This is a genomic window from Rhizobium sp. BK313 (assembly GCF_014193655.1).
Taxonomy (GTDB): domain Bacteria; phylum Pseudomonadota; class Alphaproteobacteria; order Rhizobiales; family Rhizobiaceae; genus Rhizobium.
The window spans coordinates 542161-559563 of record NZ_JACHZQ010000005.1 but is presented as its reverse complement, the minus strand read 5'-3'; the positions used below and the strand labels follow the sequence as shown (position 1 = coordinate 559563).

At 59.5% G+C, this 17403-nt stretch carries 18 protein-coding genes; 17 read left to right on the top strand and 1 reads right to left on the bottom strand.

What is annotated here, in order from left to right; genetic code table 11:
* The first annotated feature begins 161 nt into the window (after positions 1–161).
* The 5 genes from FHT86_RS26035 to FHT86_RS26015 all read left to right on the top strand — a co-directional run bounded on the left by FHT86_RS26035 (position 162) and on the right by FHT86_RS26015 (position 4513).
* Entirely contained in the window at positions 162–728 is a 567-nt protein-coding gene (locus FHT86_RS26035) for a cytochrome b (RefSeq protein ID WP_133708779.1), read from the top strand.
* A 131-nt stretch (positions 729–859) separates the two neighbouring features.
* Complete coding sequence (locus tag FHT86_RS26030; protein WP_133708780.1) at positions 860–1048, top strand: hypothetical protein; 189 nt, start codon at positions 860–862, stop codon at positions 1046–1048.
* A gap of 112 nt (positions 1049–1160) precedes the next feature.
* Positions 1161–1844, top strand: coding sequence for a YoaK family protein (locus tag FHT86_RS26025; protein WP_133708781.1), 684 nt, complete (start codon positions 1161–1163; stop codon positions 1842–1844).
* Between the two features lie 154 nt (positions 1845–1998).
* A complete protein-coding gene (gene galE / locus FHT86_RS26020) occupies positions 1999–2982 on the top strand; it encodes a UDP-glucose 4-epimerase GalE (RefSeq protein ID WP_028751579.1) in 984 nt (327 codons plus the stop codon).
* Positions 2960–4513, top strand: coding sequence for an alkaline phosphatase family protein (locus FHT86_RS26015; RefSeq protein ID WP_133708782.1), 1554 nt, complete (start codon positions 2960–2962; stop codon positions 4511–4513). Before galE ends, FHT86_RS26015 begins: the two co-directional genes overlap by 23 nt.
* Before the next feature lie 21 nt (positions 4514–4534).
* On the opposite strand, the gene FHT86_RS26010 is transcribed toward FHT86_RS26015, so the two are convergent.
* Positions 4535–5041, bottom strand: coding sequence for a DUF1993 family protein (locus FHT86_RS26010; protein ID WP_133708783.1), 507 nt, complete (start codon positions 5039–5041; stop codon positions 4535–4537).
* Between the two features lie 393 nt (positions 5042–5434).
* Between FHT86_RS26010 and FHT86_RS26005 the strand changes: the two genes are divergently transcribed.
* The 12 genes from FHT86_RS26005 (at position 5435) to FHT86_RS25950 (ending at position 17222) form a co-directional block, all read left to right on the top strand.
* Positions 5435–6364 (top strand): sugar ABC transporter substrate-binding protein, encoded by a 930-nt coding sequence (locus FHT86_RS26005; protein WP_133708784.1) that lies wholly within the window; start codon positions 5435–5437, stop codon positions 6362–6364.
* Between the two features lie 72 nt (positions 6365–6436).
* A complete protein-coding gene (locus FHT86_RS26000; protein ID WP_133708785.1) occupies positions 6437–7978 on the top strand; it encodes a sugar ABC transporter ATP-binding protein in 1542 nt (513 codons plus the stop codon).
* Positions 7979–8010: 32 nt separating this feature from the next.
* Positions 8011–9036: an ABC transporter permease gene (locus FHT86_RS25995; RefSeq protein ID WP_133708786.1), complete on the top strand. Its 1026-nt coding sequence runs from the start codon at positions 8011–8013 to the stop codon at positions 9034–9036.
* Between the two features lie 175 nt (positions 9037–9211).
* Positions 9212–10279 (top strand): dipeptidase, encoded by a 1068-nt coding sequence (locus tag FHT86_RS25990; RefSeq protein ID WP_133708787.1) that lies wholly within the window; start codon positions 9212–9214, stop codon positions 10277–10279.
* 37 nt (positions 10280–10316) lie between these two features.
* Entirely contained in the window at positions 10317–11957 is a 1641-nt protein-coding gene (locus FHT86_RS25985; RefSeq protein ID WP_133708788.1) for an ABC transporter substrate-binding protein, read from the top strand.
* A 21-nt stretch (positions 11958–11978) separates the two neighbouring features.
* Positions 11979–13046: an ABC transporter permease gene (locus FHT86_RS25980; RefSeq protein ID WP_133708789.1), complete on the top strand. Its 1068-nt coding sequence runs from the start codon at positions 11979–11981 to the stop codon at positions 13044–13046.
* On the top strand, positions 13043–13969 hold the full coding sequence (locus tag FHT86_RS25975; RefSeq protein ID WP_133708790.1) for an ABC transporter permease: 927 nt from the start codon (positions 13043–13045) through the stop codon (positions 13967–13969). The genes FHT86_RS25980 and FHT86_RS25975 overlap by 4 nt, the downstream gene beginning before the upstream one ends.
* Positions 13966–14799: an ABC transporter ATP-binding protein gene (locus tag FHT86_RS25970; RefSeq protein WP_133708791.1), complete on the top strand. Its 834-nt coding sequence runs from the start codon at positions 13966–13968 to the stop codon at positions 14797–14799. Before FHT86_RS25975 ends, FHT86_RS25970 begins: the two co-directional genes overlap by 4 nt.
* Positions 14796–15545 (top strand): ABC transporter ATP-binding protein, encoded by a 750-nt coding sequence (locus tag FHT86_RS25965; RefSeq protein ID WP_133708792.1) that lies wholly within the window; start codon positions 14796–14798, stop codon positions 15543–15545. Before FHT86_RS25970 ends, FHT86_RS25965 begins: the two co-directional genes overlap by 4 nt.
* A gap of 164 nt (positions 15546–15709) precedes the next feature.
* Entirely contained in the window at positions 15710–15898 is a 189-nt protein-coding gene (locus FHT86_RS25960) for a hypothetical protein (RefSeq protein WP_133708793.1), read from the top strand.
* A gap of 164 nt (positions 15899–16062) precedes the next feature.
* On the top strand, positions 16063–16221 hold the full coding sequence (locus tag FHT86_RS25955) for a hypothetical protein (protein WP_166656866.1): 159 nt from the start codon (positions 16063–16065) through the stop codon (positions 16219–16221).
* 317 nt (positions 16222–16538) lie between these two features.
* A complete protein-coding gene (locus FHT86_RS25950; protein ID WP_133708794.1) occupies positions 16539–17222 on the top strand; it encodes an XRE family transcriptional regulator in 684 nt (227 codons plus the stop codon).
* Positions 17223–17403 lie beyond the last annotated feature (181 nt).

Here is a 17403-nt window from a genome sequence, read left to right as displayed (position 1 = left end):
CAATTCAGGTGCAAGTCAGATCAATGTGACTATCAGGCAGAGGCTTTGCAATAGGCGCATCGGCGGGGTGCCTTCGCATGCCGCCCATCTTTTTGAGGCGGCCGAATAAAAAGGAAGCCTCGGGTGTTTGCTGCTCGTCCCTCCCAAGGAGATCGTAAATCATGAGTAATTTCAATATGGCCGCTGCGGATGCGCGGGCGGCCCGCTACGACCATTTAACCATCACGCTTCATTGGCTGACGGCGCTTCTGGTGTTGACCATGTTCGCACTGGCCGAGGCGCGGAGCTTCGTCGAGCGCGGAACGCCTCTGCGCACGGATTTGATCTTCGTGCATGTCTCGCTCGGCGTTCTGCTGGCCGCCGTCCTCGTCCTGCGCATCGTCTGGCGCATCGCGACCCACAGGCGCACCGCGCCGGCCGTCTCCGGGCTTCAGCATGTGGTGGCGACGCTTGTGCACTTTGCCCTCTATGCATTGATGATTTCGCAGGTGTCCTATGGCTTCCTGATGATCTGGGCCTCGGGCAACGGCCCGAGCTTTTTCGGCCTGTTCTCCGTGCCACCCTTGATCGTCGTCGATCAGCCAACACGGCATGTGATCGGTGAACTGCACGACTACACCGCTTGGGCGATCATCGCCGTTGCGGGAATTCACGCCGCCGCAGCCCTCATGCACCATTATGTGCTTCGTGATCGCGTGCTTGCCCGGATGATCCCCGCGCGCGGATAAGGCGCTGGTAGCCCGGTCCACCCTGAAGGCGCCGCGGCAGGCCAAAAGTCGCGGCGCCACCTATCGAAACCTTTTCGCCGCGAACTTATTTAGTATTCAGAGACATATTTTCTCGGAATGCGTGGTTTGCGATGCGTAACAAATATCTTGCCCATTTATATGCGAAACGCTCGGAGCTGGAATCCAAGCTCGAGCTGCATATAGCGCGCTATTGTTTTGGCGAAGGGGAAGTCGACGACGGTACCGAGGCGGATCTGAAAGAGAGGATCCGGGAGATTACCGACGAGATCGCCGCGCTGGAAAACGAGCATAGCTATTAGAGCGGCTTTCCAAAATTCTTTGCAAGACGGCTGTCGATATCTCGACATTGCCTCCGGTTCCGCGTGATAACAACCGAAATCCGGATGGGATCACAGCGAAGACGAGGTGCCGATGAAGCCGACCCTGCCGACCCTTCTCAGCATCAATGGCGGCTATGTCGACACCGCCGGCTTCCTTGCATTGCAGGGTCTGTTCACCGCCCATGTCACCGGCAACTTCGTCACCTTCGGCGCCTCGATGGTGCTGGGAACATCGGGCGCGACGGCCAAGCTGCTGGCACTGCCGGTTTTCTGCATTGTCGTCATTCTCGCTCGCCTGCTGGGCGATGATCTGTCGCGGCGCAAATTGCCGGTGCTGCGGATGATCCTAACGTTGAAATTCCTTCTGCTCGTGCTTGCCGCCATCTTCGCCATCAGCTTTGGTCCATTCGCCAGCGGCGACGGTTGGCGGGCGATCGTTACCGGGATGACGCTGGTTTCCGCCATGGCCGTTCAGAACGCTTTACACCGCGTCCATCTTGCCTCGGCGCCGCCGACGACGTTGATGACGGGCACGACGACGCAAATCATGATCGATATCGCCGATCTCCTGCGTGGGCCTGCCCCAGAAGCGAAAGCCGCCATCAAGGCAAGGCTTGGCCGGATGGGGGCTGCGGTCGGCGGTTTTGCCTGCGGCTGCGCGGCGGCGGCCCTGCTCTTCATGTTCGCCGGCATGGAATGTTTCCTCGTGCCGCCGGTTTTGGCGCTGGTTGGAATCCTGTTTCATACAGGCAAGGCTGAAACAAAGCCGGCATAGGCTGTTCCGGCGTTCTTCGCGTTCGTGTTCGCCAAGCCAGCAAATCCTGCGTCTTTTTCTGGTCTTGCAACTCGTCTAGAGGTCTCTAACTCTACGCATCGGATCGAGCACGGTCCTGCGTGTTTGAGCAGTCAGTCGTTGAGAAGGGATGGTTATGGCAGGGGAAACGGTTCTGGTGGTCGGCGGAGCCGGCTATATCGGCTCGCATACATGTCTGGATCTGGCGAACAAGGGGTTTCAGCCTGTCGTCTACGACAATTTTTCCAACGGTCATCGCGAATTCGTCAAATGGGGTCCGGCGGAAGAGGGTGATATCCGGGACCGGGCGCGGCTCGACGAGGTGCTGGCGAAATACAAACCAGCCGCGATCCTGCATTTCGCGGCACTGATCGAGGTTGGCGAGTCGGTGAAGGATCCTGTCTCCTTCTATGAGAACAATGTCATCGGCACGCTGACGCTGCTGTCGGCGGCGCAGGCGGCCGGCATCGGCGCTTTCGTGTTTTCATCCACCTGCGCGACCTATGGCCTGCCGCAGAGCGTGCCGCTGGATGAAAGCCACCGGCAGGTGCCGATCAACCCCTATGGCCGCACCAAATATATCGTCGAGCAGGCGCTTGCCGACTACGACCAGTACAAGGGCCTGCGCTCCGTAGTACTGCGCTATTTCAATGCGGCCGGCGCCGATTTCGAAGGGCGCATCGGCGAGTGGCATACGCCTGAAACCCATGCCATCCCGCTGGCGATCGATGCGGCGCTTGGCCGTCGCCAGGGCTTCAAGGTGTTCGGCAGCGACTACGACACGCGCGACGGCACCTGCGTGCGTGACTATATCCACGTGCTTGACCTTGCGGATGCGCATGTCCGGGCGGTGGAATATCTGCTGCGGGGCGGTGAATCGGTCGCGCTCAATCTCGGCACCGGTACGGGCACGACGGTCAAGGAATTGCTCTCGACGATCGAGACGGTATCGAACCGGCCCTTCCCCGTTGAATATGTCGGCCGCCGCGAAGGCGATTCGACCACCCTCGTCGCCAATAACGACAAGGCGCGCGACGTTCTCGGCTGGTCGCCGAAATATGATCTTTCACGCATCATCGAATCCGCCTGGAACTGGCATGCCAAATCCAACCAGCATTGAGCGTGGTTCGGGCAAGCGCCCGAACGTGTTGCTGATATCGGCCGATCAATGGCGGGGCGACTGTCTCTCCGCCGTTGGTCATCCCACTGTGAAGACGCCCAATGTCGATGCTCTGGCGGATGACGGCGTGCTCTTCCGCCGACATTTCGCCGGAGCGGCGCCCTGTTCGCCGGCGCGGGCGACGCTTTACACCGGCCTTTATCAGATGAATCATCGCGTCTGCCGCAATGGTTCGCCGCTGGATGCACGTTTCGACAATCTGGCGCTTGCCGCACGGCGCGCCGGCTACGATCCGACGCTGTTCGGCTACACTGATACGGCGCCGGATCCGCGCGGTATGGACCCGAATGATCCGCATCTGACGACCTATGAGGGCGTGCTTCCGGGCTTCAGCGCGCGTCAGCTTTTACCTGAACATGAGAAGCAATGGCTGTCCTGGCTGCGTAAGCGTGGTCACAGCCAAGCCCTCAGCCGCGATATCCATATTCCCGTCGGTGCAAAGCCTGGCGAGATCTCCAATGCAGCGCCGGCCTATTCCAAGGACGAGACGCAGACGGCTTTTCTGGCTGGCGAGTTCATTCGCTGGCTCGGCGAGCAGGACGAGCCCTGGTTCGCGCATGTCTCCTTCCTCCGGCCGCATCCGCCGTTTTCGGTGCCTGAGCCCTATAATCTGATGTTTGCCGCGGGTGATGGACCTGCTTTTGCGCGTGCTGCAGATCGCCAGGCGGAGCAGGCGGCGCATCCCTTTCTCGCCTTCGCCATGCCGCTGATCGGCAAGGGCGGCTTTGTCCATGGCGGCGAGGGGCCCGCGAGTGAGTGGACATCAGCCGATTTTGCAGCAATTCGCGCCATTTATTACGGCATGATCGCCGAAGTGGATGCACAGCTCGGGCGGATCTGGCAGGCGCTGAGGGATGCAGGTGCCTGGGACGATACGCTGATCGTCTTCACATCGGACCATGCGGAAATGATGGGCGATCACTGGATGCTCGGCAAGGGCGGCTTTTTCGACAGCAGCTATCACATCCCGCTGGTCATCCGCGATCCGGGGCAGCCCGGCGGCATGGGCAAGGAAGTGCAGCGCTTCACCAGCGCCGCCGATATCTTTCCGACTCTCTGCGATCGTCTAGGTCTCGTGCCTGACAATCACCTCGACGGCGAGACGCTTATCCCCTTCCTGGAAGGCGCAGAGCCGGAGAACTGGCGCGATGCGGCGTTCTGGGAGTTCGATTTCCGCGATATTGCCAAGGGCGGGGCGGAACGGCACTTCGGTCTCAGGTCGAATGCCTGCAATCTCGCTGTCATCAGGGACGAGAATTTCAAATACGTCCACTTCGCCGGCCTGCCGCCATTGCTGTTCGACTTGGCGAACGATCCGATGGAGCTCATCAATCTTGCCGACGACCCGGAATATGCGGCAACTCGGCTTGCCTATGCCGAAAAGCTGCTGTCTCTCAGGGCACAGCATCTCGATCAGACGCTCGCTTATACCGAGCTGACAGAAAAAGGGCCGGTATCGCGCCGGCCCTGATCAAGTTTCGATAGTAGGCTATCAGGAAAACGAACCGAGATAGGTCATCTTGCCGACCGGCAGGCCGCGGCTGCGCAGGATGCCGTGCGCGGTGGTAACGTGGAAGAAGAAATTCGGCAGCGCGAAGCTTGCGAGATAGTCCTCACCGCTCAGCACGGTCTTGTTGCCGCCGGGCGCAATCGTTACTTCCCGGCTTTCGCTGCCTTCCATCGTCTCCGCCGTAATCGTCGCCAGGAAGTCCTCCGTCTTTTTCAGACGTTCGCGCAACTCGGCAACGGTGGTTTCATTGTCTTCGAAGCGTGGAGCGTCGATGCCGGTCAGCCGGGCGATCGCGAGCTTGGCGCTGTCGGTGGCGCGCTGAAACTGGCCGGAGAGCGGCAGCATGTCGTCAACGAGGCGTGCGCCGACGAGCTCGTTCGGATCGGTGCCTTTTTCTGCGGCATAAGCCTCGATCTTGTCGAGATAGGTTGAAAGATTTGCGAGGCCACGTTGAAAGACGGGCACCGAGAAGCGGTACATCGAGGGCATGCTGGTTCTCCATTGTCGGCCGATGGGGGTTGATTGCGGCCTGATATCGATGGCGTTGTACGTTATTCAAATGTCGATGGAATGTCCGTTCCATCGGATCGAGCAGCCCACATGTAGGCCGGCTCGCCACCTTTTACAGCCTTTCTCCGCTGAAACTTCTTCTGTCGTTCGTTGATCGCCAGTTCCGGCCGTGCGGCGACAAAATAGTGTTGACGTTCCCACCGAAAAATGGAATAAATATTCCGCATATGAAATTTTACGGTCTGTTTGTTCCGTTTTTGGGGTTACCGTTATAGGAGTGACGGCGGCCCTGATTGTTGGCCCTGCGGTGGAGACCGGGGGCTCCGGCGTTAGGAGGGGTGTAGCCGGACACCATAGCTGGGAGGAAAAATCATGAAAAAGTTCATTCTGGGCTCCGCGATGGCGCTTATGCTGTCGACTGCCGCCCATGCCGAGACCATCGGCGTTTCGATGGCGCTGTTCGACGATAACTTTCTGACCGTTCTGCGCAACGGCATGCAGGACTATGCCAAGACGATGAAGGGCGTGACGCTGCAAGTCGAGGATGCCCAGAACGACGTCGCCAAGCAGCAGAGCCAAATCCAGAACTTCATCGCCAGCGGCGTCGATGCCATTATCGTCAATCCGGTCGATACGGATGCCACGGCCGCCATGTCGAAGCTGGCGGCGGACGCGAAAATTCCGCTGGTCTACGTCAATCGCGAGCCGGCAAACGTCGATAGCCTGCCGGACAAGCAAGCCTTCGTCGCCTCCAACGAACAGGAATCCGGTACCCTGGAAACCAAGGAGGTTTGCCGTCTGCTGAAGGGTAAGGGCAAGGCGGTCGTCATGATGGGCGAGCTGTCGAACCAGGCGGCCCGCATGCGCACCAAGGACGTACATGACGTTCTCGCCACCGACGAATGCAAGGGCATCCAGATCGTCCAGGAACAGACCGGTAACTGGCAGCGCACCCAGGGCTCCGACTTGATGACCAACTGGCTCTCGAGCGGTCTCGATTTCGATGCTGTCATTTCCAACAATGACGAAATGGCCATCGGCGCGATCCAGGCACTGAAGGCGGCCGGCAAATCGATGGATAGTATCGTCATTGGCGGTGTCGACGCGACGCAAGATGCGCTGGCAGCGATGCAGGCCGGCGACCTCGATGTCACGGTTTTCCAGGACGCTGCCGGCCAGGGCAAGGGTGCGGTGGATGCCGCGCTGAAGCTCGCCAAGGGCGAGAAGGTGGAAAAGAAGGTCTATATCCCCTTCCAGCTCGTGACGCCGGAAAACGTCAAGGACTTCGTCAAGAAGAACTGACGGCTGTTACCGATGGATGCGGGCGCCAGAGCCCGCATCCCCTAAATTCCGACAGCTCCCGGGAGGGAAAAGATGGTTGTGAGCCCATCCACCATGGCTGCGGTGCGCGCCAGCGGCGCGGTCCCCAATGCCGTCTATCTGCTGAGTGCCGAAGGCATCCGCAAGGAATTTCCGGGCGTGCTTGCCCTCGATGATGTTTCCTTCCGTTTGAAGCGCGGCACCGTGCATGCGCTCATGGGTGAAAACGGCGCCGGCAAGTCGACGCTAATGAAAATTCTGGCCGGCATCTACACGCCGGATCAGGGCGAAGTGCGTCTGAGAGGCGTCGAGATCCGCCTGAAATCACCGCTGGATGCGCTGGAGAACGGCATCGCGATGATCCATCAGGAGCTCAACCTGATGCCGTTCATGACCGTCGCGGAGAATATCTGGATCCGTCGCGAGCCGAAGAACCGTCTGGGCTTCGTCGATCATTCGGAGATGAGCCGAAAGACAGAGGAACTCTTCAGCCGGCTGAATATCACCATCGATCCGGAAATCCAGGTGCGCGAGCTTTCGGTCGCCAACCGCCAGATGGTCGAGATCGCCAAGGCGGTATCCTATGATTCCGACGTGCTGATCATGGATGAGCCGACTTCGGCGTTGACCGAGCGCGAGGTGACGCATCTCTTCGAGATCATCCGCGGCCTGCGTGAGCAGGGCATCGGCATCGTCTACATCACCCACAAGATGAACGAGCTTTTCGAGATCGCCGATGAATTCTCGGTGTTCCGCGACGGCAAATATATCGGCACACACACCTCCACCGACGTCACGCGCGACGACATCATCCGCATGATGGTCGGTCGCGAGATCACCCAGATGTTCCCGAAGGAAGAGGTGCCGATCGGCGAGACGGTTCTTTCCGTCAAGGACCTCAACTTGAACGGCGTCTTCTCCGATGTCTCCTTCGAGGTGAGGGCCGGCGAAATCCTCGGCGTTGCGGGCCTGGTCGGCTCAGGCCGCTCGAATGTCGCCGAGACGCTGTTTGGCGTCACACCGGCCTCGTCCGGCACGATCGAGCTTTTCGGCAAAAAGGTCGATATATCCTCGCCGGCGGTGGCAATCCGGCACGGCATGGCTTTTCTGACTGAGGATCGGAAGGAGACCGGCTGTCTGCTGATCCTCAGCGTGCTCGAGAACATGCAGGTCGCCGTATTGCACGACAAGTTCGTGCGGGCCGGCTTCGTGCAGGAGAGTTCGGTCGAGGAGACTTGCGACGACATGGCGCATAAGCTGCGCATCAAGACGCCGAACCTCGATGAACGTGTCGAAAACCTATCCGGCGGCAATCAGCAGAAAGTGCTGATCGGCCGTTGGCTGCTCACCAAGCCGCGTATTCTGATCCTGGACGAGCCGACCCGCGGCATCGATGTCGGCGCCAAGGCGGAAATCCATCGGCTGGTCACGGACATGGTGCGCAACGGCGTCGCTGTCATCATGATCTCCTCGGAGATGCCCGAAGTGCTGGGGATGAGCGACCGCATCATGGTGATGCATGAGGGACGGGTGACCGGCTTCCTCGATCGTGCGGATGCAACTCAAGTCAAGGTGATGGAGCTGGCGGCGCAATGACTGGGCCGGCCGTCGCAAAGGAGGATTGAACCATGGTTAGCAAAGTTGCGGAGGCGACCGCACCGTCAGTGACGCGTCCCAGGCGGCGGCGCGTACCGCCAGAGCTCGGCATCTTCCTCGTATTGATCGGCATTGCGCTCGTCTGTGAAGTCCTCGGCTGGATTTTCGTTGGCCAGAGCTTTCTGCTCAACGTGCAGCGCCTGAAGATCATGATCCTGCAGGTCTCCGTCATCGGCATCATCGCGGTCGGGGTGACGCAGGTCATCATCACCGGTGGCATCGATCTCTCATCCGGCTCCGTCGTCGGCCTGACCGCCATGGTGGCGGCGAGCTTTGCACAGTCCTCGGCCTGGTCGCGGGCGCTTTATCCCGCGCTGACCGATTTGCCGTTTTTCGTTCCGATCGGCGTCGGTCTGCTGATTGGTCTTGCCGCCGGTTATGTCAACGGCCAGCTCATCACGAAAACCAAGATTCCGCCATTCATCGCGACGCTCGGCATGATGGTCTCGGCACGCGGTCTGTCGAAATTGTACACGAAAGGCCAGCCCGTCTCCGGCCTCACCGATCAGTTCAATTTCATCGGCACCGGCATCTGGCCCGTCGTCGTCTTCCTGGTCGTTGCGTTCACCTTCCATATCGTGCTGCGCTACACGCGCTACGGCAAGTTCACCTATGCGATCGGCGCCAACATTCAGGCCGCGCGCGTCTCCGGCATCAATGTCGAGGCGCATCTGGTCAAGGTCTATGCAATCGCCGGTCTGCTCGCGGGTCTTGCAGGCATCATCACAGCGGCCCGCGTCCAGACGGCGCAAGCGGGCATGGGCGTGACATATGAGTTGGACGCGATCGCAGCCGCGGTCATCGGCGGCACCTCGCTCACCGGCGGCGTCGGGCGCGTCGCCGGCACGGTCATCGGCACGGTCATTCTCGGCGTGATGATTTCGGGCTTCACTTTCCTCAACGTCGACGCCTACTACCAGGAGATCGCCAAGGGCATCATTATCATCGCCGCTGTGGCAATCGACGTCTACCGCCAGAAGAAGCGGGCCAAACGCTGAAACGGCTGATGCTTTGTCGGCTATCTCGAGGCGGGGGGATTTGCCCCCGCCTTTTCCGTATGCGGCATTCCATGCTAATGCAGATTTTTTTCATTTAGGGATGGCGAATCCCGTCATCTTTTCTATTCTGGCCGCTTTCACGTTGCTCATCCGAGCGCTTTATCCAGGATAGACAATGCAATTCGTATTCGATGGCCATAACGATGTTCTGCTGAGACTCTGGAATCATGCCCGCGAAGGAACGGATCCGGTCGCTGAATTCAGGGATGGTATATCGACCGGCCATATCGATGCGCCGCGCGCCAAGGCCGGCGGTCTGGCCGGCGGTCTCTGCGCCATCTATATCCCCTCCGGCAATCTTGTCTTCGCCGATCCCGACCGCAATGGCCACTATGCAACGCCGCTCTCGCCGCCGCTGGAGCGTGCGCCGTCGCTCGATATCGCGCTCGAAATGGCTGCGATCGCCCTCAAGCTTGATCGCGCCGGTGCCTGGAAGCTCTGCCGCTCGACCGCAGAAATTCGCGACTGCATGGAAAAGGGCATCTTCGCCGCGGTGATGCATATGGAAGGCTGCGAGGCCATCGGCGCCGATCTCGTCGCGCTCGAAACCTTCTATGCGGCCGGCCTGCGCTCGCTCGGCCCCGTCTGGAGCCGCAACAACGTCTTTGCTCATGGGGTACCCTTCGCCTATCCCAGTTCGCCGGATACCGGGCCGGGCCTGACGGATGCCGGATTCGCGCTGGTGCGCGAATGCAACCGCCTCGGCATCGTCATCGACCTCGCCCATATCACCGAGAAGGGCTTCTGGGATGTGGCGAAGACATCGGATCAGCCGCTGGTTGCCAGCCATTCCAACGCGCATGCGCTGACCCCCGTCGCCCGCAATCTGACCGACAAGCAGCTCGACGCCATCAAGGAGAGCCATGGCATCGTCGGCCTGAACTATGCGACGGCGATGCTACGCGACGACGGCCGTTCGGATGCGAACACGCCGATCGAGGCCATGGTCCGCCATGTCGACCACCTCGTGAAACGTGTCGGTATCGATTGCGTCGGCCTCGGATCGGACTTCGACGGGGCGACGATTCCAGAAGAAATCAGCGATGCTGCGGGCAACCAAAAGCTGATTGCTGCGCTCAGGAACGTTGGCTATGCTGACGCAGATCTTGTGAAGCTATGCAGGGAGAACTGGCTTCGTATTCTGGCGTCTGCTTGGGGAGAGAGCAGCGGGCCGCGTGCATAGTTCATATAGATAATAGCTAAAATAAGGGAACAAAAACATGATGATGACCAAGATGAACCGCAGCTTCCGTGCTCTTTCGGCCGGTGCGGCTCTCACGCTTTTGACGATGGCTGTACCGAGCGCCTTTGCGGCAACGCCGAAGGATACGCTGGTCGAAGGGTTCGCCTTCGACGACATCCTCAGCATGGATCCGGCGGAAGCTTACGAACTCTCCGCTGCCGAAGTCACTGGCAACAGCTACAGCCTGCTCGTTCGCCTCGATATCAACGACACCTCCAAGATCCAAGGCGATCTTGCCGAGAGCTGGTCGGTCTCCGACGATCACCTGACTTATACGTTTAAGCTGAAGCCCGGCCTGAAATTTGCCTCGGGCAATCCGATTACCGCCGATGATGTCGCCTGGTCCTTCGAGCGCGTTGTCAAGCTCGACAAGAGTCCGGCCTTCATCCTCACCCAATTCGGCCTGACCGGCGACAATGTCACGGAAAAGGCCAAGGCCACCGATCCCAGCACGTTCACCTTCACCGTCGACAAGCCCTATGCACCGAGCTTCGTGCTGAACTGCCTGACGGCGACCGTTGCGGAAGTGGTCGACAAGAAGCTGGTTCTGCAGCACGTCAAGCCGGTGACGCCGTCGGCCGACAACAAATACGACAACGACTTCGGCAACGCCTGGCTGAAGACCGGCTATGCCGGCTCCGGTCCGTTCAAGCTGCGCGAATGGCGCGCCAACGAAGCCGTCGTATTGGAGCGCAACGACAATTACTACGGCGACAAGCCGAAGCTTGCCCGTGTCATCTACCGCTTCATGAAGGAAAGCTCGGCACAGCGCCTGGCGCTGGAGAATGGCGACATCGACGTTGCCCGCAACCTGTCGCCGACCGATCTGGCCGCTATCGAGAAGAATGCGCAGCTTGCCTCGACCAATGCGCCGAAGGGCACGATCTACTATGTCAGCCTCAACCAGAAAAATGCGAATCTTGCCAAGCCGGAAGTGCAGCAGGCGTTCAAATACCTGGTCGACTACGACGCCATCGGCAAGACGCTGATCAAGGGCATCGGCGAAATCCACCAGACCTTCGAGCCGAAGGGCATGCTTGGCTCTTTGGATGAAAATCCATTCAAGCTCGATGTCGCCAAGGCAAAGGAACTGCTGGCCAAAGCCGGCTTGCCGAACGGCTTCTCCGTGACGATGGACGTGCGCAGCATCGAGCCGGATACCGGTGTGGCCACCTCGATTCAGCAGACGCTGGGCCAAGCTGGGATCAAGGTTGAGATCATTCCCGGCGACGGCAAGCAGAAGCTGACCAAGTATCGCGCCCGTAACCACGATATCTATTTCGGCAACTGGGGCAACGACTATTGGGACCCCCATTCCAACGCGGATACGTTCACGAACAATCCCGACAACTCCGACGCGGGCACCAACAAGACGCTTGCCTGGCGCAATACCTGGACGACGCCCGAACTGGACAAGGAAACCAAGGCCGCCCTGTTCGAGGTCGATACCGCCAAGCGCGGTGCCATGTATCAGGAGATCCAGAAGAAGTACCTGGATGCCAGCCCCTTCGTCTTTCTGTTCCAGCAGACGGAAGTTGCCGGCTATCGCAAGGATGTGAAGGACTTCAAGCTCGGCCCGAGCTTCGACACCAACTTTGTCTGGCCGGTGTCGAAGTGATGGTCCGATAGGACTAGTTCTTTGAGCACTGTCGAACGGAAAATGGAGGTGCGGCCCAAAAAGGGCCGTGCCGCGCACATTCTGATGGGCGTCTTGCGCTTCCTGGTCGTGGCGGTCACGACCTATCTCGGTCTTCTCGCCGTCACCTTCTTCATCGGGCGTGTCATCCCGATCGATCCGGCGTTGGCGATTGCCGGTGACCATGCGCCTGCGCAGGTGCTGGAGCGCCTGCGCCGCGAAATGCATCTCGATCAGCCGCTCTATCTGCAGTTCTATTATTATCTGCTGAACGCATTGACCGGCGATTTCGGTACGTCGGTGTTGACGACCAATCCGGTGATGGACGACATCAGGCGCGTCTTTCCGGCGACGATGGAGCTGGCAACCGTCGGCACGATCATCGGCGCGGCTTTCGGCGTTCCCTTCGGCGTGCTTGCCGCCGTACGCCGCAACAGTTTCATCGACCAGATCGTCCGGGTCATCGGCCTCGTCGGCTATTCGGTGCCGGTCTTCTGGCTGGCGATGGTGTCACTCGTCATCTTCTATGCCAAGCTAGGCTGGGCGGCGTATCCCGGCCGCATCGACATCGCCTTCGAATATACGTTCACGCCGATCACCGGCTTCTATCTGATCGACAGCGCCATGCAGGGGCAATGGGATGTATTCTGGGACGCATTCCGCCACATCATTCTGCCGGCGTCGCTGCTCGGTTATTTCTCGCTTGCCTATATCAGCCGCATGACACGCAGTTTCATGCTGAATGAGCTGGGTCAGGAATATATCGTCGCTGCCCGCGCCAAGGGACTTTCGGAGACGCGGGTCATCTGGGGCCATGCGCTACGCAGCGCCGTCGTGCCGTTGATCACGGTGATCGCGCTTTCCTATGCCGGACTGCTGGAAGGCTCGGTACTGACGGAGATCGTATTCTCCTGGCCGGGCATCGGTTTCTACATCACCAGCTCGCTACGCAATGCCGACATGAATGCCGTACTTGGGGGCACGATCGTCGTCGGCACGGTTTTCATCGGCATCAACCTGTTCTCCGATCTGCTTTATCGGACCCTCGATCCAAGGACGCGACGTAAATGACGGTTGACACCATCCAACCCGGTTGGCGCGACTGGCTCCTGTCCGACCGGCCGCAGTCACGGCGGCAAGCAAGACTCGGGCGCGCCTATGTCACCTGGCGGCAATTCTCCGCCAATCGCCTGGCGGTCGCCGGATTGCTGATCATCATCGCCTTGGTGCTGGTTGCAGCCCTTGCCGATGTCATCGCGCCTCACTCGCCAGTCATCGGCGATCTCACCAACGCCTATCTGAAACCGCCGGGCACCGAGGGCTATCTTCTCGGGACGGATGATCTCGGCCGCGATATTCTGTCCCGCCTGATCTATGGTTCGCGATGGACTTTGTACATCGTCGTGCTGGTTGCGATCATCTCCGCGCCAGTCGGGCTGATCATCGGCATGGTATCCGGATATATGGGCGGCTGGATCGACACCGTGCTCATGCGCATCACCGACATTTTCCTCGCCTTCCCGAAGCTGGTGCTGGCGCTCGCCTTTGCCGGCGCGCTCGGGGCGGGCATCGAAAACGCCATCATCGCCATAGCCATTACCTCCTGGCCACCCTATGCGCGCCTGGCGCGGGCCGAAACGATGACGGTGCGGCGCTCAGACTATATTGCCGCCGTGCGGCTCATGGGCGCCTCGCCGCTGCGCATCATCTTCCGCCATGTCATGCCGCTCTGCATCTCCTCGGTGATCGTGCGCGTCACGCTCGATATGGCCGGCGTCATCCTGACGGCCGCCGGCCTCGGCTTTCTCGGCCTCGGCGCGCAACCGCCACTGCCGGAATGGGGGGTGATGATCGCCACCGGGTTCAAATATTACCTCGACCAATGGTGGGTGGCGGCTATGCCCGGCATCGCCATCCTGATCGTCAGCCTCGGCTTCAACCTGCTTGGCGACGGCCTGCGCGATGCGCTCGATCCGAAGGAGAGCGGCCAATGACGGCGCTGTTGACGGTCGAGAACCTGAGGGTTCGCTATCCTACCCGCACCGGCGTCATCGAAGCAGTGCGCGGCGTGTCCTTCACGCTCGGCCGCGAACGGCTCGGCATCGTCGGCGAAAGCGGTTCCGGCAAATCGCAGACTGGTCGTGCCATCATGGGGCTCACTCCGTCGCATGGAATCGTCACCGCCGACCGGCTGAATTTCAGTGGCATCGACCTCCTGTCGATCTCCGCGAAAGAGCGCCGGTCTCTGCGCGGCAAACGCATCGCCATGGTGCTTCAGGATCCGAAATATTCGCTCGACCCGGTGATGACCATCGGCCGGCAGATCACCGAGACGCTGCGCACGCATGAGAAGGTCGGCAAGGCGGAAGCGCGTGACCGCGCCATGGCCATGCTGGAAGCGGTGCAGATCCGCGATCCCAAGCGCGTCTACGACCTGCATCCGCACGAAGTATCGGGCGGCATGGGGCAGCGCGCGATGATCGCGATGATGCTGATTGCGGGGCCGGAGCTGCTGATCGCCGACGAGCCGACCTCGGCGCTTGATGTCACCGTGCAGCTCGATGTGTTGCGGATCATGGATAGGCTGGTGTCGGAACGCGGTATGGGGCTGATTTTCGTGTCGCACGATCTGCGGCTGGTGTCTTCCTTCTGCGACCGCGTCATCGTCATGTATGCCGGCAAGATCGTCGAGGAAATAAAGGCTTCCGAGCTCAACAATGCGCAACATCCCTATACGCGCGGCCTATTGAATTGCATGCCTGTGATCGGCGAGGACCGCCATCCGCTGCCGGTCCTCGACCGCAAGCCGGAGTGGGCGGCATGACGGCGGCACTTGCAGTCGACGGCCTCAGCGTCGTCTATGATGGTTATTATGCCCTCGATGCGGTCAGTATCGATGTGGACAGGGGCGAATCCTTCGGTCTTGTCGGCGAGTCCGGTTCCGGCAAGTCGACCCTTTTGCGCGCCGTCGGGGGTCTTGCGCCGGTCAGCGGCGGTGTGATCCGCATCGACGGCGAGGCGCTGAAGGGTTCGAAACGCAACAAGGCGTTCTATCGCCAGGTCCAGATGGTGTTTCAGGACCCTTACGGCTCGCTGCATCCGCGTCAGACCATCGACCGGCTGCTGCTGGAGCCGCTGGCGATCCACGGTATTGGCGACAGTGACGCACGCATCGCCCGGGCGCTTGACGAAGTCGGCCTCGGCTCCGGTTTCCGTTTCCGCTATCCGCATCAACTGTCCGGCGGCCAGCGTCAGCGTGTGGCGATCGCCCGTGCCTTGATCGTAGAGCCGTCCATCCTGTTGCTCGACGAGCCGACCTCGGCGCTGGACGCTTCCGTACAGGCGGAAGTGCTCAACCTGCTGGAGCAGGTGCGCAGGGATCGCCATCTGACATTCGTTATGGTTAGCCACGATCTCGGCGTCGTCACCCATATGTGCGAACGCCTCGTGGTGATGCAGAACGGCGCTATCGTCGAGCGGCTGAGCGCAAAAGAATTGGCGACTGGCGATGTCAAGGAAGACTATACACGCAATCTCATGATTGCGAGCAGGGGATTTGTTCGCAATTAAGCGATTGTAATCATTGGCCCTTCATCGCTCCTTTAGTTAAGACACCTTTAAAAGACGACCAATCGTATAGACTATTGACTCGTGCCGCATTTCTGTCATGATCTCGTTAATGGCGGTTAACTTTCGTGATCCCTATTTCGGGTCATGCGCGAGTGGAGGCAGGCATGTTTTTCATGGGTGGCATGACCATGGGTTATCTTCATCCGCCAAAGCCGGCGAAAGAGGAGGACGTGCTGACCGTCGCTCTGCCAGAAGAAAAGAGCCGCCGTCAGATCGGTCCAACCGAAACGCCGGCTCCTGAAGCAAGCGCCGTAGAGCGCACTTTGATCTGGGCTCGCCGCATTCTCTGCTGATTTGGCCTTGCTGATCTTTCGAGCCTGATCGTCGTCCAGTGGTTTATTTTTTCCTTCGTTGCCCTCTGGACGAAATTTCATGTCTACCTAATTGATAGGGATTATATGAATGTCTGGCGGATCGTCCCGCGAGACATCGACAAAAAAACGAACGGAGGCAACACATGGCGAATTTGGGTATGTCGAATACGCATGTGAATCAGTTCGACGGGTCGAAGCGTGTCGCGACGACGCGCCATAAGATTCAGACTGCGATTCACGTTGCGCTGTTTTCCGCCGCATTTCTTTTCGTCGCTGCCATCGTCTGCGGCGTCGTTGTCTGAACCCTGCTACAAAGACGACCTTGGTCAATGATCATGGGTGCATGCATGCCGACGCGGCGCGCCAGATGATTGCGGTCGGAGCGTCATCCGTCCTTTCCTAACGGCGACGCTATTGATCGGGCGGACCTTCAGGCGAGCGTGATGATTGGCGTTGCATCGCCCGCTTCTTCCCAAGTTGAAGCCTTCCCTTACGGCAACTCTTCTTTCCCGGCACTGTCAAAACTTCGCCGGACAAAGAAAATTTCTTGTGCCCAATAGAATGCGCGTCATGAAAACAGTAAGCTCCGCCAAAATATAAAATAGAGTGGGGCGGAAGCATGACCAAGGCGGAGGCTGGGCGCAGCAGCAGACGGAATGGTGTTCACGGTGCGAGAGCGGTTCTGAAACAGGATCCGCATGCCCTACGCGACGTGAAAGAGAATAATCTCGAATTGGCGATTGGCCACGAGGTTCGCGCCTTTCGCAAGAAGCTCGGCATCACCGGCGCCGATCTTGCCTCTGCCACCGGCATATCACTGGGCATGCTCTCAAAGATCGAAAACGGCAACACGTCGCCGTCTCTCACCACATTGCAAGCCTTGGCACGGGCGCTCGGCGTGCCCGTGACGTCGTTTTTCCGACGCTTCGAGGAAAAGCGCAACGCCGTCTTCGTCAAGGCGGGCGAGGGTTTGGAGATGGAGCGGCGGGGTACGCGCGCCGGTCACCAGTACAATCTGCTCGGTCACATCGGCAATGGATCTACCGGCCTGCAGGTCGAGCCCTATCTGATTACGCTAACAGCCGATTCCGATGTTTTTCCGGCGTTTCAACACGAGGGGTTGGAGCTGATCTATATGCTGGAAGGCGAGGTCAAATACCGTCATGCCGACAAGCTCTATGCGATGCGACCTGGCGACAGCCTGTTCTTCGACGCTGATGCGCCGCATGGTCCGGAAGTGCTCATAAGCCTGCCGATCCGCTTCTTGTCGATCATTTCCTACCCTGAGAAAAACGGCTCTTGAGAGGAATTTGCGAATCTTTTGAGGGAGTTCAGTTTAAGTTCATCTTCTGCGGGATATGGAGGGCTCAACCTGCCACGCCCTGCCGGATTCCCAATCGCGAGAAATCAGCCTAAGGAGAATGCCTCATGACTTTGATCGATTGTCTTTGACACGTGCGACCGCTGCCGGAACCATTTGGCCG

Bases quoted from the DNA above. Each gene is read 5' to 3' on its own strand.
- FHT86_RS26010 (WP_133708783.1), bottom strand. From the start codon at position 5,041: ATGCCCTCGATGTACCGCTTCTCGGTGCCCGTCTTTCAACGTGGCCTC.
- FHT86_RS26015 (WP_133708782.1), top strand. From the start codon at position 2,960: ATGCCAAATCCAACCAGCATTGAGCGTGGTTCGGGCAAGCGCCCGAAC.
- FHT86_RS26025 (WP_133708781.1), top strand. From the start codon at position 1,161: ATGAAGCCGACCCTGCCGACCCTTCTCAGCATCAATGGCGGCTATGTC.
- FHT86_RS25990 (WP_133708787.1), top strand. From the start codon at position 9,212: ATGCAATTCGTATTCGATGGCCATAACGATGTTCTGCTGAGACTCTGG.
- FHT86_RS25950 (WP_133708794.1), top strand. From the start codon at position 16,539: ATGACCAAGGCGGAGGCTGGGCGCAGCAGCAGACGGAATGGTGTTCAC.
- galE (WP_028751579.1), top strand. From the start codon at position 1,999: ATGGCAGGGGAAACGGTTCTGGTGGTCGGCGGAGCCGGCTATATCGGC.
- FHT86_RS26030 (WP_133708780.1), top strand. From the start codon at position 860: ATGCGTAACAAATATCTTGCCCATTTATATGCGAAACGCTCGGAGCTG.
- FHT86_RS25995 (WP_133708786.1), top strand. From the start codon at position 8,011: ATGGTTAGCAAAGTTGCGGAGGCGACCGCACCGTCAGTGACGCGTCCC.
- FHT86_RS25960 (WP_133708793.1), top strand. From the start codon at position 15,710: ATGTTTTTCATGGGTGGCATGACCATGGGTTATCTTCATCCGCCAAAG.
- FHT86_RS25975 (WP_133708790.1), top strand. From the start codon at position 13,043: ATGACGGTTGACACCATCCAACCCGGTTGGCGCGACTGGCTCCTGTCC.
- FHT86_RS26005 (WP_133708784.1), top strand. From the start codon at position 5,435: ATGAAAAAGTTCATTCTGGGCTCCGCGATGGCGCTTATGCTGTCGACT.
- FHT86_RS25965 (WP_133708792.1), top strand. From the start codon at position 14,796: ATGACGGCGGCACTTGCAGTCGACGGCCTCAGCGTCGTCTATGATGGT.
- FHT86_RS26000 (WP_133708785.1), top strand. From the start codon at position 6,437: ATGGTTGTGAGCCCATCCACCATGGCTGCGGTGCGCGCCAGCGGCGCG.
- FHT86_RS25970 (WP_133708791.1), top strand. From the start codon at position 13,966: ATGACGGCGCTGTTGACGGTCGAGAACCTGAGGGTTCGCTATCCTACC.
- FHT86_RS26035 (WP_133708779.1), top strand. From the start codon at position 162: ATGAGTAATTTCAATATGGCCGCTGCGGATGCGCGGGCGGCCCGCTAC.
- FHT86_RS25985 (WP_133708788.1), top strand. From the start codon at position 10,317: ATGATGATGACCAAGATGAACCGCAGCTTCCGTGCTCTTTCGGCCGGT.
- FHT86_RS25955 (WP_166656866.1), top strand. From the start codon at position 16,063: ATGGCGAATTTGGGTATGTCGAATACGCATGTGAATCAGTTCGACGGG.